Genomic DNA, 23,407 nt, shown 5'->3' on the forward strand with positions numbered 1-23,407 from the left:
CGGGCAGGTGGTCGGGGTTCGGGCGGTGGCCGCGCGGGTCAGGACGGCCGGGCGGGTCAGGACGGCCGCCGTTCGGCGCGGTCCACCAGCGCCCGCAGGGCCAGGAACCAGGTCCGCGCCAGGTCGCGGACCGCGTCCTCGGTGAGCAGCTCCGCGGCGAAGGCCCAGTGGGCGCCCAGCTCCGGGCCGCCGGGGCGGTCCTCGGTGAGCGCGTTGACGGTCAGGGCGTGCGACATCGGCATGCCGGGGTCGGCGTCGAGGTCGGCCGCGTCGCCCTCGTCGGCGTAGGACCAGTCCGCGGCCTCCGGGTGGTCGAAGCGGCCCATGTAGTTGAACTCGATCTGCGGTTCGCCGAGCCGGGCCAGCTCCGGTCCGGTCCCCGGGTTCAGATGGCGCAGCAGGCCGTGGCCGACACCTCCCGCGGGCAGCGCGGCCAGGTGCCGCCCGATCCGGGCGACCGCCGCGTCCAGGGCCGGGCCGCCGGCGAAGGCGTCGGCGAGGTCGATCGCGCCCGGGTCGAGGCGGACCGGGACGACGCAGGTGAACCAGCCGACCGTACGGGACAGGTCGGCGTCGCCCGCGATCTCCGCCTCCCGCCCGTGGCCCTCCAGGTCCACCAGCACGGCGCTGTCGGCCCCGGTCCCGGCCCCCGGCTCGGTTCCGGCCCCGGTCGTCCGGGGCCGCCAGTCGGCGACGGCCAGCGCGAAGGCGGTCAGCAGGACGTCATTGACCGTCGCGCCGAAAGCGGCGGGCACCCGGCTCAGCAGCGGGGCCGTCACGTCGGCGGGCAGGGTCAGCGACAGGTAGCGGGTGGTCTCGACGGTGTCGCGCCGGGGGTCGAGCGGGCGGGCCAGCGGCAGCGCCGCGCCCTCGGCCAGGGCGGCGGTCCAGCGCGGCAGTTCGTCCTCGGTGACGGGCGCCGCCGCCCGCGCGCCGATCAGCTCCGACCAGCGGCGGAAGGACACCTCGACCGGGTCGAGCCGCGGGGTCGCGCCCGCCGCGGCCTGCTGCCACGCGGCGGCGAGGTCGGGCAGCAGGATCCGCCACGACACGCCGTCCACCACCAGGTGGTGGACGAGCAACAGCAGGCGCCCCGGCCGCCCGGGGCCGGCGTCGAACCACACGGCCCGCACCATGGCGCCGCTGTCCGGGTCGAGCTGCGCCCGCGCCGCGGCGGCGTGCTCGGCGATGGCCGCCCGCAGCCCCGCGTCGTCCAGACCGGTCACCTCCGCCCGGGTCAGCCAGGCCGCCACGTCGGCCTCGGCCGGCGGCGGCACCCGCAGCGTCCACGCCTCGGCGCCGCCGGGCTCGGCGCGGTCGCGTTCGAGGCGGGCCCGCAGCATGTCGTGCCGTTCGGCGACGGCCCGCAGGACCGCCAGCAGCCCGGCCTCCCCCAGCGCCGCGGGCGTCCGCAGCAGGGCGGCCTGGTGGTAGCCGGCGATGGGACCGCCGCGTTCGCGCAGCGCGTGCATGATCGGGGTGAGCGCGACGGCGCCGGTGCCGTCGTCGTGGGTCCTGGCCGCGTCGGCGGGCCGTACCGGTACGGCCGCCGCCGCCAGCGAGGCGACGTCGCGGTGCTGGAAGATCTGCCGCGGGGTGACCCGCAGGCCCGCCGCGCGGAGCCGGCTGACCAGTTGCATCGCGACGATGCTGTCGCCGCCGAGGGCGAAGAAGTCGTCGTCGGCGCCGACGGCCCGCGGGGGCAGCCCGAGCGTGTCGGCGACGACCGCGCACAGGACCCGCTCGCTGTCCGTCCGCGGCGGCCGGCCGCCGCTCGCCGCCGTGAGGTCGGGGGCGGGCAGCGCCTTGCGGTCCAGCTTGCCGTTGGACAGCAGCGGGAGCCGGTCCAGGACGAGCACGGCGGCCGGCACCATGTACTCCGGCAGGCGGCCCGCCACGTGGGCGCGCAGGGCGGCAGGGTCCGCGGCGGCGCCCTCGGCGGGCACCGCGTAGCCGACCAGCCGGCGGCTCCTCGGACGGTCCTCGCGGGCGACGACCACCACCTGGGCGACCGCCTCGTGGGTCGCCAACGCCGCCTCGACGTCGCCGAGTTCGACCCGGTAGCCGCGGATCTTGACCTGGTCGTCGGAGCGGCCGGCGTAGTCCAGCAGGCCGTCCTCGGTCCAGCGGGCCAGGTCGCCGGTGCGGTACATCCGGGTCCCGGGCGGGCCGTACGGGTCGGCGGTGAAGCGCTCGGCCGTCAGACCGGGGCGGCCGAGGTAGCCGCGGGCCAGGCCCGCGCCCGCGAGGTACAGCTCCCCGGTGACGCCGGGCGGGACCGGGCGCAGCCGCGCGTCCAGCACGTACGCCCGGGTGTTGTGCACGGGACGGCCGACGAGCGGGCCTTCGCTGTCCCGGACCCGGCCGATCAGCGCGTCGACGGTGGCCTCGGTCGGGCCGTACAGGTTGAAGGCCTCGGTCGAGGGCAGCGCGGCCAGCCGGCTCCACAGGGCGTCGGGGACCGCCTCGCCGCCGACACCGACGACCGCCAGCGGGCAGCGGCCGTCGCGGATCAGGCCCGCGTCGATCATCTGCGCCAGCAGGGAGGGGGTGACCTCGATGAAGTCCAGCCGCCGGTCGCGGACGAAGGCGGCGAGCAGGTCGGCGTCGCGGCGTGTCTCGTCGTCCACGATGTGCAGGGCGTGGCCGTCGAGCAGCCACAGCTGCGGCTGCCAGGACGCGTCGAAGGAGAAGGACCAGGCGTGGCCGACCCGCAGGTGCCGCTCGCCGGTCAGCTCCTTGGCGCGGTCGTGCAGGTCGCGGCGGTGGCTGTGGAAGAGGTTGGCCACGCTGCGGTGGGTGACGACCACGCCCTTGGGCTTGCCCGTCGACCCCGAGGTGTAGATGACGTAGGCGGGGTGGTCGGGGGCGGGGGCCTGGGGTTCGCGCTGCGGGAGGCCGTCGGTCCGCTCGATCAGCAGCCGGGGGACGCCGAGCGGCGCGAAGGCCGCGTCGCGGTCCTCGGTGGTGAGGACCAGGACCGGGCGGGCGTCGGCGAGCATGTCGCGCAGCCGGTCGGCGGGCAGGTCCGCGTCCAGCGGCAGATAGGCGGCGCCCGACGCCAGGACCGCGAGGATGGCCGTGATGTGGTCGGCGGTCCGCGGCAGGGACAGCGCCACGATGCGCTCGGGGCCCGCCCCGTGGGCGGCCAGCACCCGGGCCAACCGGTCCGCGCGCCAGTGCAGTTCGGCGAAGGTCCGGCTGACCGCCGCGTCGGTGACGGCCGTCGCGTCGGGGGTGGCCGCGGCCTGGGCGGCGAAGAGCGCCGGGACGGTGCCGGGGCTGCCGGGGGCCGCGGGCAGGGCCGTGTCGTTCCAGGTGTGCAGGACCGTCCCGCGGTCGGCGGGGGTGAGGGCGTCGAGGCGGCCGACGGGCCGGTCGGGGGCGGCGGTCATCGCCTTGAGGAGGGCGACCATCGAGGCCGCCGTCCGCGCGGCGGCCTCGGGCGGGAAGAGGTCGGGCCGGTATTCGGCGGTCAGCCGGAGCCTCTCGGCGGGCTCCACCGCCCAGGCGAACGGGTAGTGCGTGGAGTCCTCGTGGTCGCGGACGGTCATCCGCGGCCCGCTCGCGCCGTCGTCGTCGGCGACCGGGTAGGACTCGAAGACGACGAGGGTGTCGAAGAGTTCGCCGAGGCCCGCCGCGCGCTGGATGTCGGCCAGCCCCAGGTACTGGTGGTCGATGAGCCGGGACTGCTCGTCCTGGAGGCGGTCCAGGAAGTCGCCGACCGGTTCGCCGTCGCGGATCAGCACCCGCACCGGGACCGTGTTGATGAACAGGCCGATCATGGACTCGACACCGTCCAGCTCCGGGGGGCGCCCGGCCACGGTGGCGCCGAAGACCACGTCGTCACGGCCGGTGAGCCGGGACAGCAGGATGGCCCAGGCGCCCTGCACCAGGGTGTTGAGGGTCAGGCCGCGGCTGCGGGCGAGCGCGGTGAGGGCGTCGGTGAGGGCGGCGTCCACCTCCACGGTGTGGGTGCGCGGGACGGCCGGGGCCCGGTTGGGGTCGGCCGGGACGAGCCGGGTCGGCTCATCGAGGCCGTCGAGGGCGCCGGCCCACGCGGCGGCGGAGGCCGCGGTGTCCTGCCGGGCGAGCCAGCGCAGGTAGTCCCGGTAGGGGGCGGCGGCGGGCGGTTCCGCCGGGCCGCCCTCGTACAGCCGGGACAGCTCGGCCGTCAGCAGCGGCACGGACCAGCCGTCGAGCAGCAGGTGCTGGTGGGACAGGACCAGGCGGTGCCTGCCGTCCGCCAGCCGGGCGAGCAGCAGCCGCAGCAGGGGCGGCTGCGCGGGGTCGAAGCGGCGCCGCTCCTGGAGCAGCAGCCGCTCCCAGCCGGCCTCGCCCGCGGTGAGGTCGACGTGCCGCCAGGGCAGCGGCACGCCGCGCGGCACGACGGCCACCGGACGTCCGGTGGACAGGTAGCGGAAGCCGGACCTGAGGCTTTCGTGCCGGTCGAGCAGGGCCTGCCCGGCGGCGCGCAGGCGGTCGGCGTCCAGCGGGCCTTCGAGGTCGTAGGACACCTGGACGGTGTAGACGTCGGGACCCTGCTCGCCGGAGTCGAAGGAGGCGTGGAAGAGCAGGCCCGCCTGGAGCGGCGAGAGCGGCAGCAGGGCGGCGTCGCCGAGGCCGCGCACTTCGGCGCGCTCGGCCTCGGTGAGGTCCAGCAGCCCGGCGTCCGCGTCACCGTCGTGGCCGTCAGGGCGTACCGCGTCGGAGGCGGCGGCGGCCAGCGCGGCGGCGCTCTTGTGCAGGAAGACGTCGCGCGGGGAGATCAGCAGCCCCGCGGCGCGGCTGCGGCCCACCAGTTGCAGGGCGCCGATGCTGTCGCCGCCGAGCGCGAAGAAGTCGTCGCCCGGGCCGACGCGTTCGAGCCCGAGGACCGCGGCGATCAGCGCGCACAGCTGCGCCTCGCGCGGTGTCGCGGGCAGCGCGGCCGACACCTCGGCCCCGAAGTCGGGCGCGGGCAGGGCGCGGCGGTCCAGCTTGCCGTTCGCGGTGAGCGGCAGGGCGTCCAGGACGAGGACGGCCGCGGGGACCATGTGGCCGGGCAGCGCGGCGGCGGTGCGGGCGCGCAGCTCCGCCGGGTCCGGCGTGCTCCCCGCGGCCGGGACGACGTAGGCCACCAGGCGCTCGTCGCGGACGACGACGGCGGCGCGGGCGACGTCCGGACGGCGCGTCAGGGCGGCCTCGGTCTCGCCGGGTTCGATACGGAAGCCGCGCAGCTTGACCTGGTCGTCGGCCCGGCCCAGATACTCCAGCTCGCCCTGCCGGTTCCAGCGCGCCAGGTCGCCCGTGCGGTACATCCGGGTGCCCGCGGGGCCGTAGGGGTCCGCGGTGAAGCGCTCGGCGGTCAGGGCCGCCCGGCCGAGGTAGCCGCGCGCCAGCTGGACGCCGGCGAGGTACAGCTCCCCCGGTACGCCGGGCGGCACCGGGCGCAGCGCGGCGTCCAGGACGTAGGTCCTGGTGTTCCACACCGGGCGGCCGATGGGGACGGCCTGCGCGCCGGGGGCGACCTCGTGGGCGGTGACGTCGACGGACGCCTCGGTGGGTCCGTAGAGGTTGTGCAGCCGGGCCGCGCCGAGCGTCCGCCGGAAGCGGCGGGCCAGCGGCGCGGGCAGTGCCTCGCCGCTGCACATCACCTGCCGCAGGCCGGTGCAGCGGGCGGCGGCCGGGTCGTCGAGGAAGGCCTGGAGCATCGACGGTACGAAGTGCGCGACGGTGACCGCCTGTTCCCGGACGAGGGCGGCGAGGTAGGCCGTGTCGCGGTGGCCGTCCGGCCGGGCCACCACCAGGGTCGCGCCGGTGGTCAGCGGCCAGAAGAACTCCCACACCGACACGTCGAAGCTCGACGGGGTCTTCTGCAGCACCCGGTCGTCGGCCGTGAGGACGTACCGCGCCTGCATCCAGGCCAGCCGGTTCACGATCCCCTCGTGCGGGACGACGACGCCCTTGGGGCGGCCGGTCGAGCCTGAGGTGTAGATCACGTACGCGGGGTGGCGCGGGTCGTGGGACGCGGGCAGCGGCGCCCGCGGCGTGCCGTCGGCGACCGCGCCGCCGGCGTCCACCTCCAGGCGCGGGATGTCCGGGTCGAGGACCGCGGCCCCCGCGGCGGTGACGGCGCACACGGGCCGGGCGTCGGCCAGCATGAAGGCCAGCCGCTCCGCCGGGTAGCCGGCGTCCAGCGGCAGGTAGGCACCGCCGGCCCGGTGCACCGCGAGCAGCGCGACCACCAGCGCCGCCGAGCGCGGCAGGGCGACCGCGCAGGTGCGCCCGGGGCCGGCTCCCGCGGCCGCCAGGGCGCCCGCCAGCCGCTCGACGCGGGCGTCGAGCTCGGCGTAGGTCAGGGTGGCGCCCTCGAAGACCAGCGCGGTCGCCGACGGGGTGCGGGCGGCCTGGGCGCGGAAGAGCTCGGGCAGTGTGGTGGCGGCGACCTCGTGGCCGGTGTCGTTCCAGGTGCTGAGGACCTTCGTCCGCTCGTCCGCGTCGAGGACGTCCAGCCGCGCGAGCGGGCGCCGCGGGTCGGCCACCACCTGTTCGAGCACGCCGAGCAGCCGGCGCGCCATCAGTTCGACGGTGCCGCGGTCGAAGAGGTCGGCGCTGTAGTCGATCCAGCCCTGGACGCCGCGGCCCTCGCCCTGCTCGACGAAGTCGAAGCTGAGGTCGAACTTGGCGGCCCCCTGCCCGGCCGGCTCCGGCCGGACGGCCATTCCCGGCAGGTCGGGTGTGCCGCCGGGGGCGGCGAGGTGGACGACCATCACCTGGAAGAGCGGGTGCCGGGACAGCGAGCGCTCCGGGCCCATTGCCTCGACCAGCCGGTCGAAGGGCAGGTCCTGGTGCTCGTACGCGGCCAGGTCGGTCTCCCTGACCCGGCGCACCAGGGTGGCGAAGTCCGGGGCACCCGACAGGTCGGTGCGCAGGACCAGGGAGTTGACGAAGAAGCCGACGAGGTCGTCCAGCGCTTCGTCGGTACGCCCCGAGACCGGTGCGCCGAGCGGGATGTCGTCGCCCGCGCCGAGCCGGTGCAGCAGGGCGGCCACGGCCGCCTGGACGACCATGAACATGCTGGCGCCCTCGCGCCGGGCCAGTTCGCGCAGGCCGCGCTCAAGGCCGGGCCCGACGGTGAAGCCGACGGTGCCGCCGCCGCGGACCGGCAGCGGGGGGCGCGGCCGGTCGGTGGGCAGGGCGATCTCCGCGGGCAGGCCGCGCAGGGCCCCGGTCCAGTACGCGAGCAGGTCCTCGCCGGTGTCCGCGAGCAGGTCGCGCTGCCAGAGCGTGTAGTCGGCGTAGCTCACCGGCAGCGGTGCCCGCTCGGGCGCGCGGCCCGCGGCGCGCGCCGCGTAGGCGGCGCTCAGGTCGGCGAGCAGCGGGCGGTCGGACCACTCGTCGGTGGCGATGTGGTGCAGCAGGAGCAGCAGGACGTGCTCGTCGGGGCCGGCCGCGAAGAGCGTGGCCCGCAGCGGGAGTTCGCGCTCCAGGTCGAAGCGGTGCCGGGTGTGCTCCGCGAACCGGTCGTAGGGCGCGTCCCGGAGGGTGACCCGGGCCTGGCCGGGTTCCAGCACGTGCTGGTGGGGCAGGCCGTCCCCGGCCGGGAAGAGGGTGCGCAGGGCGGCGTGCCGGGCGACGACGTCGTTGACCGCCGCCTCCAGCGCGGGCCGGTCGAGCGGGCCGCTCAGCCGCCAGGCGGCCGGGATGTTGTAGGCCGGCTCGGCGGCGTCCGCCGTGTCGGCGCCGCCCACCTGGTGCAGCACCCACATCCGCTGCTGGGCGGAGGACAGCGGCAGCCGGCCCTGCCATGGCCGCCCGGCGGTGAGCGCGGGGCGGGCGGGGCCGTGCGCGGCGTCCATGGCGGCGGCGAGCCCGGCCGCGGTGGGGGTGTCGAAGACCGCGCGCAGCGGCACCTCGGCGCCCAGCACCGTCCGGATCCGGCTGACCAGCCGCATGGCGAGCAGCGAGTGGCCGCCGAGGGCGAAGAAGTCGTCGTCGACGCCGATCCCGTCCACGTCGAGGACGGCCGCGAACTGCTCGCACAGCACTTCCTCGCGCGGGGTGCGCGGCAGGCGTCCGCCGACCGCCCCGGCGAAGTCCGGGCCGGGCAGCGCGTCGTGGTCGAGCTTGCCGCTGACGGTGCGCGGCAGTACGGGGAGGGCGACGAAGGCGGCGGGCACCATGTGGTCGGGCAGCGACGCCCCCGCGTGGGCGCGCAAGGCCGCCGGGGCGGGCGTGCGGCCGGTCGCGGGCACCACGTAGGCGACGAGCCGCCGCACGCCGGGCGTGTCCTCGCGCACCACGACGGCGGCGGCCGAGACGTCCGGGTGCGCCGTCACGACGGCTTCGATCTCGCCGGGTTCGATACGGAACCCGCGCAGCTTGACCTGGTCGTCGGCCCGGCCGAGGAAGACCAGGGTGCCGTCGGGGCGGCGGCGCACGAGGTCGCCGGTGCGGTACATACGCGCGCCGGGGCCGTCGTAGGGGCTGGCGGTGAACCGCTCGGCGGTGAGCGCAGGCCGGCCGAGGTAGCCGCGGGCGAGGCCTTCGCCGGCGAGGTACAGCTCACCGGGGACGCCGATGGGGGCGGGCCGCAGCCGGCCGTCCAGCACATGGGCGCGGATGTTGTCGAGCGGGGCGGCCCAGGCGGGCCGCCCGGTGTCGCCGCCGTGCCACCCGTACGCGTCCACGGCGCACTCGGTGGGTCCGTACAGGTCGTGGACGGCGGTGCCGGGAGTCGCGGTGAGCCGCTGCCACAGGGCCGCCGGGGTGGCCTCGCCGCCCACGGCGATGACGGCGGGGGTACGGCTGCCGGGGGCGAGGAAGCCGTGGTGCAGCAGCTCGCGCAGATAGGTGGGGGTGAGGTCGACGAAGTCGATGCCGCGCTCGTCCAGGTAGCCCAGCAGCGCGGCCGGGTCCAGCATGGTGGCCTCGTCCACGACGTGCAGTTCATGGCCGGCCAGCAGCCACAGCAGCGGCTCCCAGGAGCCGTCGAAGCTGAAGGAGGCGGCGTGGACGGCGCGCAGCGCCGCCCGCCCGGTGTCGCGCACGGCAGGTTCCAGCAGGTCGCGCAGGTGCGCGGCGTAGAGGTTGCTCAGACCGCGGTGGGTGCCGACGACGCCCTTGGGGGTGCCGGTGGAGCCGGAGGTGTAGATCGTGTACGCGGCCGACTGCGGGTGGTACGTGCGCGGCGCGGGGTGCGCGGCGGGCGGCAGCGGGCCGTCCAGCAGCAGGCGTACGACGCCGTCGGCCGCGGGCAGCCGGTCCGCCGCTTCCGCCGTGGTCAGCAGCAGCGCGGGGGCCGCGTCGCGCAGCATGAATTCCAGCCGGTGGGCCGGCAGGCCGGGGTCCAGCGGCAGATACGCCGCGCCCGCGCGGAGCACGCCCAGCACCGCGGGCACCATCTCGTGCCGGGGCAGGGCCAGGCCCACCACCGTGCCGTCGGTGGCGCCGCGCCCGCGCAGCAGCGCGGCGATGGACTCGGCCCTGGCGGCCAGTTCGGCGAAGGTCAGCCGCCCGGCCGCGGTGACCAGGGCGGTACGGCCGGGGTGCGCCCGTGCGGTGTCCGCGAGGATCTCGGGGACGGCGCGGGTCTCGAGCGGGTGGGCGGTGGCGTTCCAGCCGCCGGCGGCGGCCTCGCGCTCGGCGGGGGTGAGCACATCGAGGGCGGCCAGCGGCGCGTCCGGGGTCCGCGCGGCCTGGCGCAGCAGCAGCACCAGCCGTTCGGCGAGCAGGGCCGCGGTGTCCGGGTCGGCCAGGTCGGCGGCGTATTCGAGCAGCAGGGTGATCAGACCGCCCGCGTCGCCGGCGTCCACGAAGGTGACGTCGAGGTCGAATTTGGCCGTGCCGTTCTCCATGGCGGACCACTGGGTCGGCAGCCCGAGCAGGTCCGGGTCGCCGTCGGGGCGGTAGTGGTAGCCCAGCATCACCTGGAACAGCGGGTTGCGGCCCGCCACGCGCGGCGGGTTGACCGCCTCCACGATCCGGTCGAAGGGCAGGTCCTGGTGCTCGAAGGCGGCCAGCGCCGACTCCCGCACCCGGGCGAGCAGGCGCCGGAAGGTCAGGCCGTCGCCGGACAGGTCGGTGCGCAGCACGAGGGTGTTGACGAAGAAGCCGACCAGGTCGTCCAGCGCGCTGTCGGTGCGCCCGGCGATGGGCGCGCCCAGCGGGATGTCCTCGCCCGCACCGAGCCGGTGCAGCAGCGCGGCCGTGGCCGCCTGGAGGACCATGAACATACTGGTGCCGGTCGCGCCGGACAGCTCGCGCAGCGCCCGGCCCACGTCCTGCGGCACCTCGCGGCGCACCGTGCCGCCGCGGCCGGTGGGCGCGGCGGGGCGCGGCCGGTCGAGCGGCAGCGCGATCTCCTCCGGCAGGCCGGCCAACGCCTGCGTCCAGTAGTCGAGTTGCGCCGCGCCGACGTCTTCGAGCAGGCGCTCCTGCCACAGCGTGTAGTCGGCGTACTGCACGGGCAGCGCCGGCCATGCCGGTTCCCGGCCCGCCGCGCGCGCCGCGTAGGCGGTGTTCAGGTCGGCCAGGAAGGGCCGGTCGGACCACTCGTCGGTGGTGATGTGGTGCAGCACCAGCGCGACCGCGTGGTCGGTGGGACCGAGGCGGAACACCTCGGCCCGCAGCGGCAGTTCGCGCGCCAGGTCGAAGGGGCGGCGCTGGGCCGCCCCGATCAGGCCGGCGAGCGCGTCCGGCGCGCAGTCGGTCACGGTGAAGCCGGGCTCGGCCTCGGCGGCGGTCAGAATGCGCTGGTAGGGCGCTCCCCCGTGCTCCCCGACGAGCGTGCGCAGCGCCTCGTGCCGCCCGGTGACATCGCGCAGCGCCTGTCGCAGCGCGCCGGTGTCCAGCGCGCCGCGCAGCCGCACGACCAGCGGGAAGTTGTACGCCGCGCCGCCCTCGGCCAGCTGCCCGACGAGCCACAGCCGGCGCTGGGCGGCCGACAGCGCGACCCGCTCGGGCCGGTCGGCGACGGGCGCGACCGCGGGGCGGCTGGGCCGTCCGGCGTCCGCGCGGCCGGCCAGCCGGGCGGGGGTGGGCGCCTCGAACAGGTCGCGGATGGCGAGTTCGGCGCCGAGTTCCGCGCGTGCCCGGCTGACCAGCCGGGTGGCGAGCAGCGAGTGCCCGCCCAGGTCGAAGAAGTCGTCCTCGGCGCCGACCTCGGGCAGGCCGAGCACCTCGGCGAACAGCCGGCACAGCGCTTCTTCCCGCGGCGTCCGCGGGCCGCGTCCGCCGCCCAGCGCGACGGCCGGCTCGGCGTCGGGCAGCGCCCGGACGTCCAGCTTGCCGTTGTCGTTCATCGGCAGCCGGTCGAGGGTCACGAAGGCGGCCGGGACCATGTAGTCGGGCAGCTGCTGCTTGAGGTGCTCGCGCAGCCGCCGGACCAGGGCGCCCGCGTCGCGCGCGCCCGCCGGGTCGCTGGCGAGCGGCCCGGTGGCGCCGCCCGGGGTGTAGAGGCCCGCGGTCACCCGGACGGGGTCCCCGGCGAGGAAGACCGCGTCGTAGGTGCCCGGTTCGCGCGACCAGGTGGTCAGCGCGCGGTAGCCGGCCGCGGCGGCCAGGTCGTGCAGCGCCTCGGGGTCGACGCCGGCCGGGGTGAGCCGCCCGTCGGGCACGCCGGTGACGCGCAGCCGGTCGGGGCGCTCGGCCGCCAGCAGCCCCGCCAGGTCGAGCCCGGCGTCCCAGCGTGCCGACGGCTCGTCGCCGAGGACCGCGTCGGGGGCGCCACGGTAGAGCACCGCGTCGTAGCGGTGCCGGGTCAGCTCGTTGTGGTGGCGGCCCCGCTTGGTGCGCAGGTCCACCCCGTAGCCGAGCGCCGTGAAGTAGTCGGGGTCCAGCAGCAGTTCCTTCTCCAGCCGCAGCCCGCGCTCGACGGCCCGGTCCAGCTCGGCACCCGACAGGCCCTGGGCGAGCTGGATCTCGGTGTGGAAGGTGCGGGCGAGCCGCAGGTTGCGCACATCGCCGACGAAGAGCGCGCCGCCGGGCGCCAGCAGGTCCATGGCGCCGTGCAGCACCGACGCCAGGTAGTCGGCGCTCGGGAAGTACTGGATGACGGAGTTGACGACGATCGTGTCGAAGTGACCGGCGGGCAGGCCGCCCAGGTCGTCGGCCGGGCGGCAGCGCAGCTCGACCTTGGCGGCCAGCCGCGGGTCGCGGCTCAGGTCCTCGCCGATCTTGCGGATGACGGGGGCGGCGAAGTCCGTCGCCCAGTACGCCTCCGCGTCCGGGGCCAGCCGGGAGAGCAGCAGTCCCGAGCCGACGCCGATCTCCAGGATCCGGCGGGGCCGCAGTTCGCGGATCCGCGCCACCGTGGCCTCGCGCCACTCGTGCATGTGGTCGAAGGGGATGGGCCGGCCGTCGTAGGAGCTGTCCCAGCCGGCGTAGTCCTCGGTGAAGACGGCGGTGCCGATCTCCTCGTACTCGTCGGAGTAGATCTCCCGCCACTCGCCGACCTGCGCGGTCTCCGCCGACTCCCGCTCGGCGCCGTCGAGCCGGGCCGGTACGACGTAGCCGACCAGCCGGTCGCCGCGTACGGTCACGGCGGCCTGGGCCACCTGGGGGTGGCTGCCGAGCACCGCCTCGATCTCGCCCGGCTCGACGCGGTAGCCGCGGATCTTGACCTGGTCGTCGGTGCGGCCGAGGAAGTCGAGGTTGCCGTCCCCGCGGCGGCGTACGAGGTCGCCGGTGCGGTACATCCGCTCGCCGGGCAGGCCCTGCGGGTCGGCGACGAAGCGCTCGGCGGTCAGCCCCGGCCGGTCGAGGTAGCCGCGGGCCAGGCCGATTCCGGCGATGTACAGCTCGCCCGGCACGCCCCGCGGTACGGGGCGCAGCCAGGCGTCGAGGATGTGGGCGCGGGTGCCCCGGATGGGGCGGCCGACGGTGGGGGTGGCGCTGTCGCCGGTGCCGCCGCCGAGGGTGTTGATGGTGTACTCGGTCGGGCCGTACAGGTTGTAGCCGTACGTCCCCGGGGTGTCGCGCAGCCGGGACCAGACGCTGTCGGGGACGGCCTCGCCGCCCAGCAGCACCAGCGGCGGCACATGGCCGTCGAGCAGGCCCTCCTCGATCAGCAGCCGGGCGTAGGTCGGGGTGACGTTGACGACGTCGATCCTGTGCCGCTCGCAGTAGGCCACCAGGGCTTCCGCGTCACGGCGCAACTCCTCGTCGCACACGTGCACTTCGTGGCCCTCGACCAGCCACAGCAGCTCCTCCCACGACATGTCGAAGGCGAAGGAGACGGTGTGCGCGATCCGCAGCCGGCGCCCGCCGGCGGCGGCGACGGCCGGGGCGAAGACCTCCTTCTGGTGGTTGAGCTGCATGTTGGTCAGGCCCCGGTAGGGGGTGACGACGCCCTTGGGGCGGCCGGTGGAGCCCGAGGTGTAGATGACGTAGGCCGGGTGCTCCAGGCTGAAGTCCGCGGTGACCGGGCCGCCGGGGAGCCCGGCGAGGTCGGCGGCGACTGCCGGGTCGTCCAGCAGGACGCGCGGCAGGCCGCCCTGGAGGGACGCGGAGACCGCGGTGGTGGTGAGCAGCAGCAGCGGGCGGGCGTCCTCGATCATCAGGGCGAGGCGGTCGGCGGGATAGTCCAGTTCCAGCGGCAGATAGGCGGCGCCGGTGCGCAGGACGGCGAAGAGCGCGACCACCATGTCGATGGAGCGCGGCAGTCCGAGGGCGATCACCTTCTCGGGACCGGCGCCCCTGGCCAGCAGCAGGCGGGCGGTGCGGTTGACGGCGGCGTCGAATGCGGCGTAGGTGAGCGTGCGGTCGCCGAAGACCAGGGCGGTGGCGCCGGGGGTCCTGGCCGCCTGGGCGGCGAGGAGGTCAGCGATGGTCTCCTCGGGGGCGGGCACCCGGCTGTCCGCCGCCTCGCGCTCCAGCTCCGCGCGCTCGGCGGGCAGCAGCGGGTCGAGGCGGCCGACCGGCGCGGACAGGTCGCGGCAGATCCGGTCCAGCAGGCAGGTGAAGCGGTCCAGGAGGCGCCGCGCCTGGTCGTGGCCGACGACGTCGGCCCGGTGGGCGAGGGTGACGCCCGTGCGCCGGCCCGGGGTCACGATGAGGTTGACCGGGTAGTGGGTGGCGTCGACATTGGCGACGGCGGTGACCGCGTACCGCTCGCGCAGCCGCTCCAGCCGGTCCTCGGTGTCGCTGTTGCGCAGTACGAACAGGGTGTCGAAGAGCCGCCGGTGCCCGGTCTCGGCCTGGAGCACGCCCAGGCCCAGGTATTCGTACGGCATGAGGGCCAGGCGCTCGCCCTGGACGCGGCGCAGCAGGTCGAGCACCGGCTCGGCCGGGTCGTAGGCGATACGGGCGGGCACGGTGTTGAGGAACATCCCGATGACGTTCTCGACGTCCGGCACCTCGCTGGGCCGGCCGGCCACGGTCGTGCCGAAGACGACGTCGGTGCGGCCGGTGGCGGCGGCCAGGGCCAGGCCCCAGGCGGTGTTCAGCAGGGTGTTCAGCGTCAGGCCGTGCCCGCGGGCGGTCTCGCGCAGCCGGTCGCCCAGCTCTTCGGACAGCCGGGTGTCCAGGTGCTCGGGGACGACCGGCTCCAGGCCGCGCCCGGCGGCGGCCGGCGCGATCAGGGTGGGCTCGGCCAGCCCGGCCAGGGCGGCGCGCCAGGTGGCGGTGGCGGCGCTGTCGTCCTGGGCGTCCAGCCAGGCCAGGTAGTCGCGGTAGGAACCGGGGCGGGGCAGCGCCGAGTCGTCGCCGCCGGAGGCGTAGAGGGCGAAGAGCTGGTCGAGGAAGAGCCAGGCGGACCAGCCGTCCCACAGGATGAGGTGGCGGCCGATGACCAGCCGGTCGCCGCGCTCCGCGCCGAGGCGCACCAGCAGCATGCGCAGCAGCGGCGGCGCCGCCAGGTCGAAGCGGCGGGTCCGCTCGGACTCGGTCAACTCCGCCAGCCGTACGTCCTGTTCGTCCGAGGGCAGCCCGGACAGGTCCACCTCCTGGAGCGGCACGCGCGGGTCGCCCAGGATGAACTGGACCGGCTGGCGCAGCCCGTCGCTGGTGAACCCGGCCCGCAGCGCGGGATTGCGGGCCAGCACGGCGCGTGCCGCGCGGCGCAGCCGGTCGGCGTCCACCCGTTCGGCGACGTCGAAGGACTCGTGGACGGTGTAGACGTCGAGCGCGCCGTCGTCGTAGGTGGAGTGGAAGAACAGCCCTTCCTGGAGCGGCGCGAGGGGCCAGACGTCCACCACACCGCCCGAGCGGTCCGCGTCCGCCGCGCCGAGGCGCCGGATCCGGGCGGACTCCTGCGCGGTGAGGTCGAGCGAGGGGGCGGCGGCGCGCACGGGCGGCTGCGCCGCGGGGGCCGCCGCGGCGGCGAGGGCGGCGGGAGTGCGGTGCTCGAACACATCGCGCGGGTCGAGCGACAGTCCGGCCGCCCGGGCCCGGCTGGAGACGCTGATGGAGCTGATGCTGTCGCCGCCGAGCAGGAAGAAGTCGTCGTCGGCGCCCGCCTCTTCGAGGCCCAGTACCGCCGCGAAGATCTCGGTGAGCGCCCGCTCCCGCGCGGTGCGCGGGGCACGCGGGGCGGCCCGCTCCGCCTCCGGCTCGGGCAGGGCCGCGCGGTCCAGCTTGCCGCTCGGGGTGAGCGGCAGCGCGTCCAGGACGACATAGGCGTCCGGCACCATGGGCGCGGGCAGCTCGTCCGCCAGGGCCGCGCGCAGCTCGGCGGCCCCGGGCCGTACGGCGGACGCGGCGGGCACGACGTAGGCGGTCAGCCGCGCTCCCGTGACGGTCACCGCGGCCTGGGCGACGGCGGGCTGCCGGACCAGGGCGGCCTCGATCTCGCCCGGCTCGACGCGGTTGCCGCGCAGCTTGACCTGCCGGTCGGTGCGGCCGAGGTAGTCGACGGCGCCGTCCGCGCGGAGCCGCACCAGGTCGCCGGTGCGGTACATCCGGGTGCCGGGCGTGCCGTAGGGGTCGGCCACGAAGCGGTCGGCGGTGAGCGCGGGGCGGCCGTGGTAGCCGCGGGCCAGTTGCACGCCGGTCAGGTACAGCTCGCCGGGGACTCCGGCGGGCACCGGGCGCAGGCACACGTCGAGCACGCGCAGTCCCGTGTTCCACACCGGGCGGCCCAGGGGCACGGTGGCGCCGGGAGCGCCGTCGCAGGTGTGGTGGGTGACGTCGACGGCGGCCTCGGTCGGGCCGTAGAGATTGTGCAGCGGCACCCCGGTCAGCGCCTGCCAGCGGGCGGCGGCCGCCGCGGGCAGCGCCTCGCCGCTGCTGTAGGCGCGGCGCAGCGTCGCGGCCCACCCGGTGTCGCGGGTGACCTCCTCGGCCCGGAGGAACGCCTCCAGCATCGAGGGGACGAAGTGCAGCGTGGTGACGGCCTGTTCGCGGACCAGGGCCGCCAGATACGCCGGGTCGCGGTGGCCGTCGGGCTTGGCGAGCACGACGGCGGCGCCCTCGCACAGCGGCCAGAAGAATTCCCAGACGCTCACGTCGAAGCTCGCCGGGGTCTTCTGGAGCACCCGGTCGTCGGGGGCCAGACCGTACTCGCCCTGCATCCAGGCGAGGCGGTTGGCGACGGCCCGGTGGGTGACCACGACGCCCTTGGGGCGGCCGGTGGAGCCCGAGGTGTAGATCAGGTAGGCGGCGTCGTCGGGTCCCGCGGCCGTCCCGGGGACGGCGCTTTCCTCCTCGGCCGGGCCGTCCAGTACGAGGATCTCCCGCCCTTCGGCCGCGGGCAGCCGGGCGGCGTGCGCCGCGGTGGTGACGACCGTGGTCACACCGGAGTCGGCGAGCATGTGGGCGACCCGGTCGGCCGGGTAGTCCAGGTCCACCGGCAGATAGGCCGCGCCGGACTTGAGGACGCCGAGCAGGGCGACCATCAGCTCCGCCGAGCGCGGCACGGCGACGGCCACGAAGAGGTCGGGGCCCGCGCCCCGGGCGCGCAGCCGGCGGGCGAGGACGCCGGCTGCCGCGTCGAGTTCGGCGTACGTCAGGGTCCGCGCGCCGGCGACGACGGCGGTGGCGTCCGGCGTACGGGCGGCCTGCTGCTCGAAGGCGGCGGCCAGGGTGGTCGGTGCGACGGGGTGCGCGGCGCCTTCGAGGCGGGAGGCGGCCGTCTCCTGCGGGGTCAGCAGGTCCAGGGACGCGACCGTACGGCCCGGGTCGTCGGCGATGGCGTGCAGGACGCGGGTGAGCCGGTCGGCCACGGCACGGACGGCGTCGGCGTCCAGCAGCCGCTGGTGGTGCTTGAAGCGCAGGTCCAGCCGGTGGCCGGGCTTGGCGATCAGGGCCAGCGGGTAGTGGACGGCGTCCTGGAAGGAGTGGCCGGTGATCCGCACGGTGCCGGTGGGGTCGGTGAGGCCGGGTTCCGCCGGGTAGTTCTCGACCACGACGAGGGTGTCGAAGAGTTCACCGGCCCCCGCGAGCCCGGCCACGCGCTGCACCTCGGCCAGACCGAGGTGCTGGTGGTCCAGCAGGGCGCCCTGCTCGGCCTGGAGGCGCTCCAGCAGGTGCGCCAGGGTGTCGGCGGGAGCCCAGCGCAGCCGGGTGGGGAGGGTGTTGATGAACAGCCCGACCATCGACTCGACGCCGTCCACGGCCGCGTCCCGCCCGGAGACCGTCGTACCGAAGACGACGTCCTGACGGTTCGTCAGACGCCCGAGCAGCAGTCCCCACGCGCCCTGGACGACCGTGCCCAGGGTCACGCCGTGCTCCCTGGCGCGCGCCGCCAGCCGGGCGGTCACCCGCTCGGACAGCTCGACACGGATCTGCGCGGGCTCGACCGCCGCCGGGCCGGCCGGTGCGGGTCCTGCCAGCCGGGTCGGCTCGTCCACCCCGGCGAGCGCGGCGCGCCAGGCGTCGCGGGCGGCCTCGTGGTCGGCCGCGGCGAGGCGGCGCAGGTGGGCGCGGTAGGGGGTGACCGCGGGCAGGGCGGCCGGGGTGTCCGCGTAGCAGGCCATCAGCTCGCGGTGCAGGATCGGCAGGGACCAGCCGTCGGCCACGATGTGGTGGAAGGTCAGCAGCAGCCGGCTGCGGCCGTCGCCGAGCCGGACCAGCGCGCAGCGCATCAGCGGCGGCCGGGCGAGGTCGAAGCCGCGGGAGCGTTCGTCGGCGGCGACGGCGTCGGCGAGCGCCGAGCGGGTGGCCGGGTCCTGGGCGGACAGGTCCAGCTCGCGCCAGGGCAGGTCGAGGCCGTCGGCGATGATCTGCACCGGCCGGCCCCCGTCGAGCTGCCGGAAGCAGGCGCGCAGCGGCGCGTGCCGCTCCATCAGGCGCCGGGCGGCGCGGCGCAGCAGCGGTCCATCGACCGGCCCCGACAGCTCGACGGCCTGCTGGACGACGTATTCCTGCTGGTCGGAGCCGTCCACCAGGGAGTGGAAGAAGAAGCCTTCCTGGAGCGGGCTGAGCGGCAGCAGTTCCGCCACGGAGACCGGCTCGTCGCCCTGGAGGCGGCCGACTTCGGCGTCCGTCAGCCGTACCAGCGGGCCGTCGTCGGGCTCGGCGGCGTCCCCGGCGGTGTCCGCGGCCCGGTCCACGGCCTGCGCCAGCGCCGCGACCGTGCGGTGCCGGAAGACGTCCCGGGGGGTGAGGTTCAGGCCCGCCTGGCGGGCGAGGACGAGGAAGCGGATGGCGGCGATGCTGTCGCCGCCCAGTGCCAGGAAGTCGTCGTCGGCGGACACCGCCCGCAGGCCGAGCACCTGCGCGTACAGGCCGCAGAGCAGTTCCTCGCGGGCGTCGCCGGGGGCGCGGCCGGAGCTGAGCGCCGCGTAGTCGGGCACCGGGAGCGCGGCGCCGTCGAGCTTGCCGCTGGGGGTGACCGGCAGCCGGTCCAGGGGCACGAGGGCGGCGGGGACCATGTAGGCGGGCAGCGACTCGGCGGCGTGGGCGCGCAGCGTCCGCATCAGGGCGACGACATCGCGGAAGGGCGCCGGGCGGTTGGCGTACGGCCGGCCGCCGCCGGGGCGGTAGAGCGTGCCGAAGGGGGCCTCGCCGAGGGCGAGGACCGCGTCGAGGCTTCCGTCGGCGGCCGGGCCGTTCCAGGTGACGGCGCAGCGGTAGCCGTGCCGGGCGGCGAGTTCGTGCAGCGCCTCGGGGTCGGTTCCGGCGGCCGGGTCCGCGGTGGGGCGGCTGCTGTCACCCAGTGCGCCGCTCGCGGCGAGGTCGTCCGCCAGGCGCGCGTTGGGCACACCGGTGACCCGCAGCCGGTCCGGCCGGTCGGCCGCGCCGAGCCGGCCGTCAAGGACATCGAGCGTGCCGGGGCCCGACCAGGCCAGTTCGGGGCAGGCCGGCACGTCACCCGCGTCGCCGTCCTGCGCCGGCCGCAGCACGACGTCGTAGCGATACCGCGTCAGCTCGTTGTGGTGGGTCCCGCGCTTGACGTGGACGTCGGTGGTGAAGCCGGCCAGAGAGGTGAAGTAGTCGGGGTCCAGCAGCAGTTCGCCCTCCCAGGCCACCGAGCGGTCCACGGCGGCGCGCAGCGCGTCCTTGTCGTCGCCGTCCGCCGCGGTGCGCCCGCTTTCGACGGCCGCGCGGAGCGTCGGCAGCAGCCGCAGGTTGCGGACGTCGCCGAGGAAGACCCTTCCGCCGGGCGCCAGCAGGGTGGCGGCCTGGCGCAGCACATCGGTCAGGTAGTCGGCGCCCGGGAAATACTGGGCGACGGAGTTGATGATGACGGTGTCGAAGAAGCCGCGGGGCAGCCCTTCGGTGTCGTGCGCCGGGCGGACCCGCAGTTCGACGCGGTCCGCGAGCCCGGGGACACCGCGCACCTGCCCGTCCAGCGCGCGGATCGCCGCCGCGGACAGGTCGGTGCCCCAGTAGGCGTCGCAGCCGGGCGCCAGGCGGGACAGCAGCAGGCCGCTGCCGACGCCGATCTCCAGGACCCTCCGGGGGCGCAGCCCGGCGATGCGGTCCACCGTGGCCTGGCGCCATTCGCGCATGTCGGCGAGCGGGATGGGCAGCCCGTCGTACATGCTGTTCCAGCCGGCGAAATTCTCCTGGAAGCCCTCGCTCCCGGCGGCCTCGTAGAGCAGGTCGTGCAGGTCCTGCCAGTCGGCGACCTCGGCCTCGCGGCTCAGCGAGGGGACGATGTACGCGGCGAGCCGCCGCTCGCCCGGGCGGTCCTCGCGGACGACGACTGCGGCCTGGTCGACGGCCGGGTGCGCGCGCAGCACCGACTCGATCTCGCCGGGCTCGATGCGGAAGCCGCGGATCTTGACCTGGTCGTCGGCGCGGCCGAGGAATTCCATCCGCCCGTCGGCCCGGCGGCGTACGAGGTCGCCGGTGCGGTAGAGCCGTTCGCCCGGCGCGCCGAAGGGGTCGGCGACGAAGCGCTCCGCGGTCAGCGCGGGGCGGCCGAGATAGCCGCGGGCCAGACCGGCGCCGCCGAGGTAGAGCTCTCCCGGGACACCGGCGGTGACCGGGCGCAGCCGGCGGTCCAGGACGTAGGCGCGGGTGCCGGGGTCGGGGACGCCGATGGGCACGACGGTGCCGGGCGGGGTGTCCGGGTCGCACAGCCCCAGGGTGGAGTTGGTGGTGGCCTCGGTGGGTCCGTACGCGTTGAACATCATCCGCCCGCGGGCGTAGCGGCCGACGAGTTCGGGCGAGACGCGCTCGGTGCCGGCCAGCAGGGTGGCCTCGGGGGGCAGTCGGACGTCGTCCGGCATGGCGGCGAGCAGCGCGGGCGGCAGGATCATGAAGGTGACGCCGTTGGCCCGGGCGTAGTCGGCGAGCGGAGCGCCGGGCACGCGGCGCTCGGACGGTACGACGACGAGCCGGCCGCCGGAGAGCAGGCCGAGGCACAGGTCCCAGAAGGCGACGTCGAAGCTGGGCGAGGCGAACTGCAGGACGCGGCTGTGCGGTCCGATGCCGAAGCGCTCGCGCTGGGTGGCGACCAGGCCCGCCACACCGGCGTGGGAGAGCACGACGCCCTTGGGGCGGCCGGTCGAGCCGGAGGTGTAGATCACATAGGCGGCGTTCGCGGTCGACAGGCCCCGGCGGTCGGGGTCGTGGGGGGCGCGGCCGGCCAGTTCGGCGGCGGTGGCCGGCGCGTCGAGGACCAGCAGCGCGGTGCCGGTGCCCCGCGGCAGGCCGGCGACGACCTCGGAGGTCGTCACCAGGCAGACCGGGGCGGCGTCGGCGAGGGTGTAGGCGATGCGGTCGGCCGGGTAGTCGGTGTCGACCGGCAGGTAGGCCGCGCCCGACTTGAGGACGGCGACCTCGGCGATGATGAGGTCGGCCGAGCGCGGCACCGCGAGCGCCACCACGGCCTCGGGTCCCGCGCCGCGGGCGATCAGGGCGTGGGCCAGGCGGTTGGCCCGCGCGTCGACCTGCGCGTACGTGAGCCGGGTGTCCTCGAAGACCAGCGCGACGGCGTCGGGACGGGCCGCGACCTGCTCGGCGAACATCTCGGGCCACGTCAGGGCGGGCACGTCGTGCCCGGTCTCGTTCCACTCGACCAGGACGCGGCGCAGTTCCCGCTCGCCGAGGACGGCCAGGTCGCCGACCGGGGCCTGGGGGCGGGCCACCGCGTCGGCGAGCAGCCGCGCGTAGTGGTCCAGCATCCGGTCGACGGTCGAGGGCGCGAAGAGGTCGGGCCGGTAGCTGACGCGTACCTGGTCCTCCGTCACCTCCCAGGCGAGGTCGAGCGGGTTGTCCGCGTGGCCCGGGGAGGCGGTGCCGGGGGCAGCGCCGAAGCCGTCGGCGCCGGAAGCGGTACCGGTGTCGAGGCCGTCCCCCGAGCCGTCGCCGGTGCCAAGGACGCCGCCCGGGCCCGTACCGGAAGCGGTACCGAAGCCGTCGCCGCCGCCGACACCGGTGTTGAGGGCCGTGGTGAAGAACAGCCCGCCGCCCCGCGTGGGTTCGGCCCCCAGCAGCGCGGCGAGTGCCGGCAGCGGGGCCCGGTGCGCGGCTGCCGCCGCGCACGCGGCGGCGACCCGGTCGCGCAGGTCGGCGAACGGGGCGTCGGCGTCGACGGCGATCCGCACCGGCAGCCCGTCGTGTCCGACGGTGATGTCGTCGGCGCCGCCGGCGTAGTGGTGCAGCAGCGCCACGTACGCGGCGAGCCGGGTGGGGCGGTCCGCGCGGGTGGCGAGCGCCTGACCGCGGGTCAGGACGCCCGCCCGCGCCGGAGCGTAGGGGACATCGGCGGGCAGGACGGTCTCCTGCGGCAGGGGGACGAGTCTCCCCCGCCAGAACCGCGCTGTCGTCGCCGACAGCCCGCCCCGGCTCGATTCTTCCGACATTCCCGAACCAGCAGAAATACCCGACACAGGTGCCCGCGCCTCCCAGGACATGCGGAAACGGCTCGGACGAGCCGCGACCAGACGCCATATTAAGGTAAGGATTACCTAACTAGATAGCCCCTCCTCCCTGCCGGGGCCCACCGGTCGGGCCGTAGAGTTAAGGTCTGCCTAACCTAAGGACATCGACCATGGAGCCAGGCCTGTGAGACGGCGGAGGAACCTGCGCCCTGCCCTGCTTGTCGTACTGCTCGCAGTCGCGCTGACCGTGCTGTGCCTGCTGTCGATCGCGCTGGGCGCCCTGAGCATCCCGCCGGGCCAGGTGGCCCGCGCGCTGGCCGGCCACCCCTCCAGCCATGTCGTCAACGACGTCGTCTGGTCGGTACGCGTCCCGCGGACGGTGCTGGGGCTGTCGGCCGGCGCCGCGCTCGGGCTGTCCGGCGCGCTGATGCAGGCGCTGACCCGCAATCCGCTGGCCGACCCCGGACTGCTGGGCGTCAGCGCGGGCGCCTCCTTCGGCATCGTCGTGGCCATCGCGGTCTTCGGCGTCGGATCGCTGTACGGCTACGTGTGGTTCGCCTTCGCCGGGGCGCTCGCCACCAGCGTGGTGGTCTTCGTCCTGGGCAGGTCGGGGCGGTCGGGGGCCACCCCGGTCAAGCTGGCGCTGGCCGGGGTCGCGGTGACCTTCCTGCTCTTCTCGCTCACCAACGCCATCGTCCTGACCGACCCCGACGCCCTGGACCGCTACCGCTTCTGGTCCGCCGGCACCCTCGCCGACCAGGACACGCACGTGGTGCTGAGCATGCTGCCCTTCCTCGGCGCGGGGGCGCTGCTGGCGCTGGCCACCGCGCCCGCGCTCAACAGCCTGGCGCTCGGCGACGACGTCGCGGCCTCGCTCGGACGGCGAACGGGCCTCGTACGGCTCCAGGGCGTGGTCGCCGTCATGCTGCTGACCGGCGCGTCGGTCGCCGTCATCGGCCCGGTCGTCTTCCTCGGGCTCGTCGTCCCGCACATCGCGCGCCTCCTCGCCCAGTGGTCGGGACTCGGCCCCGACCACCGCTGGCTGCTGCCGCTGTCGGCGGCCGTCGCGCCGTGCCTGCTGCTCTGCGCCGACATCATAGGGCGGGTGGTGGCGCGGCCGACGGAGATTCAGGCGGGCGTGCTGGTCGCCTTCATCGGCGGCCCGTTCTTCATCGCCCTGGTCCGCCGCAGCAAGCTCGCGGAGGTGTGAG

General features: G+C 76.1%; 2 protein-coding genes. One reads left to right on the plus strand and one right to left on the minus strand.

The genetic code is table 11. The features are described 5' to 3' along the window. Positions 1 to 56: 56 nt before the first annotated feature. A complete protein-coding gene (locus tag OHA86_RS03115; RefSeq protein WP_329172254.1) occupies positions 57 to 22,178 on the minus strand; it encodes a non-ribosomal peptide synthase/polyketide synthase in 22,122 nt (7,373 codons plus the stop codon). 220 nt (positions 22,179 to 22,398) lie between these two features. Between OHA86_RS03115 and OHA86_RS03120 the strand changes: the two genes are divergently transcribed. Next, complete coding sequence (locus OHA86_RS03120) at positions 22,399 to 23,406, plus strand: FecCD family ABC transporter permease (protein WP_443071960.1); 1,008 nt, start codon at positions 22,399 to 22,401, stop codon at positions 23,404 to 23,406. Position 23,407 lies beyond the last annotated feature (1 nt).

This window comes from Streptomyces sp. NBC_01477 (assembly GCF_036227245.1).
In the GTDB taxonomy this organism is placed as follows: domain Bacteria; phylum Actinomycetota; class Actinomycetes; order Streptomycetales; family Streptomycetaceae; genus Actinacidiphila.

What these genes read in the sequence shown, in the direction of transcription:
- OHA86_RS03115 (WP_329172254.1), bottom strand. Translation starts at nt 22,178, where the DNA reads ATGTCGGAAGAATCGAGCCGGGGCGGGCTGTCGGCGACGACAGCGCGG.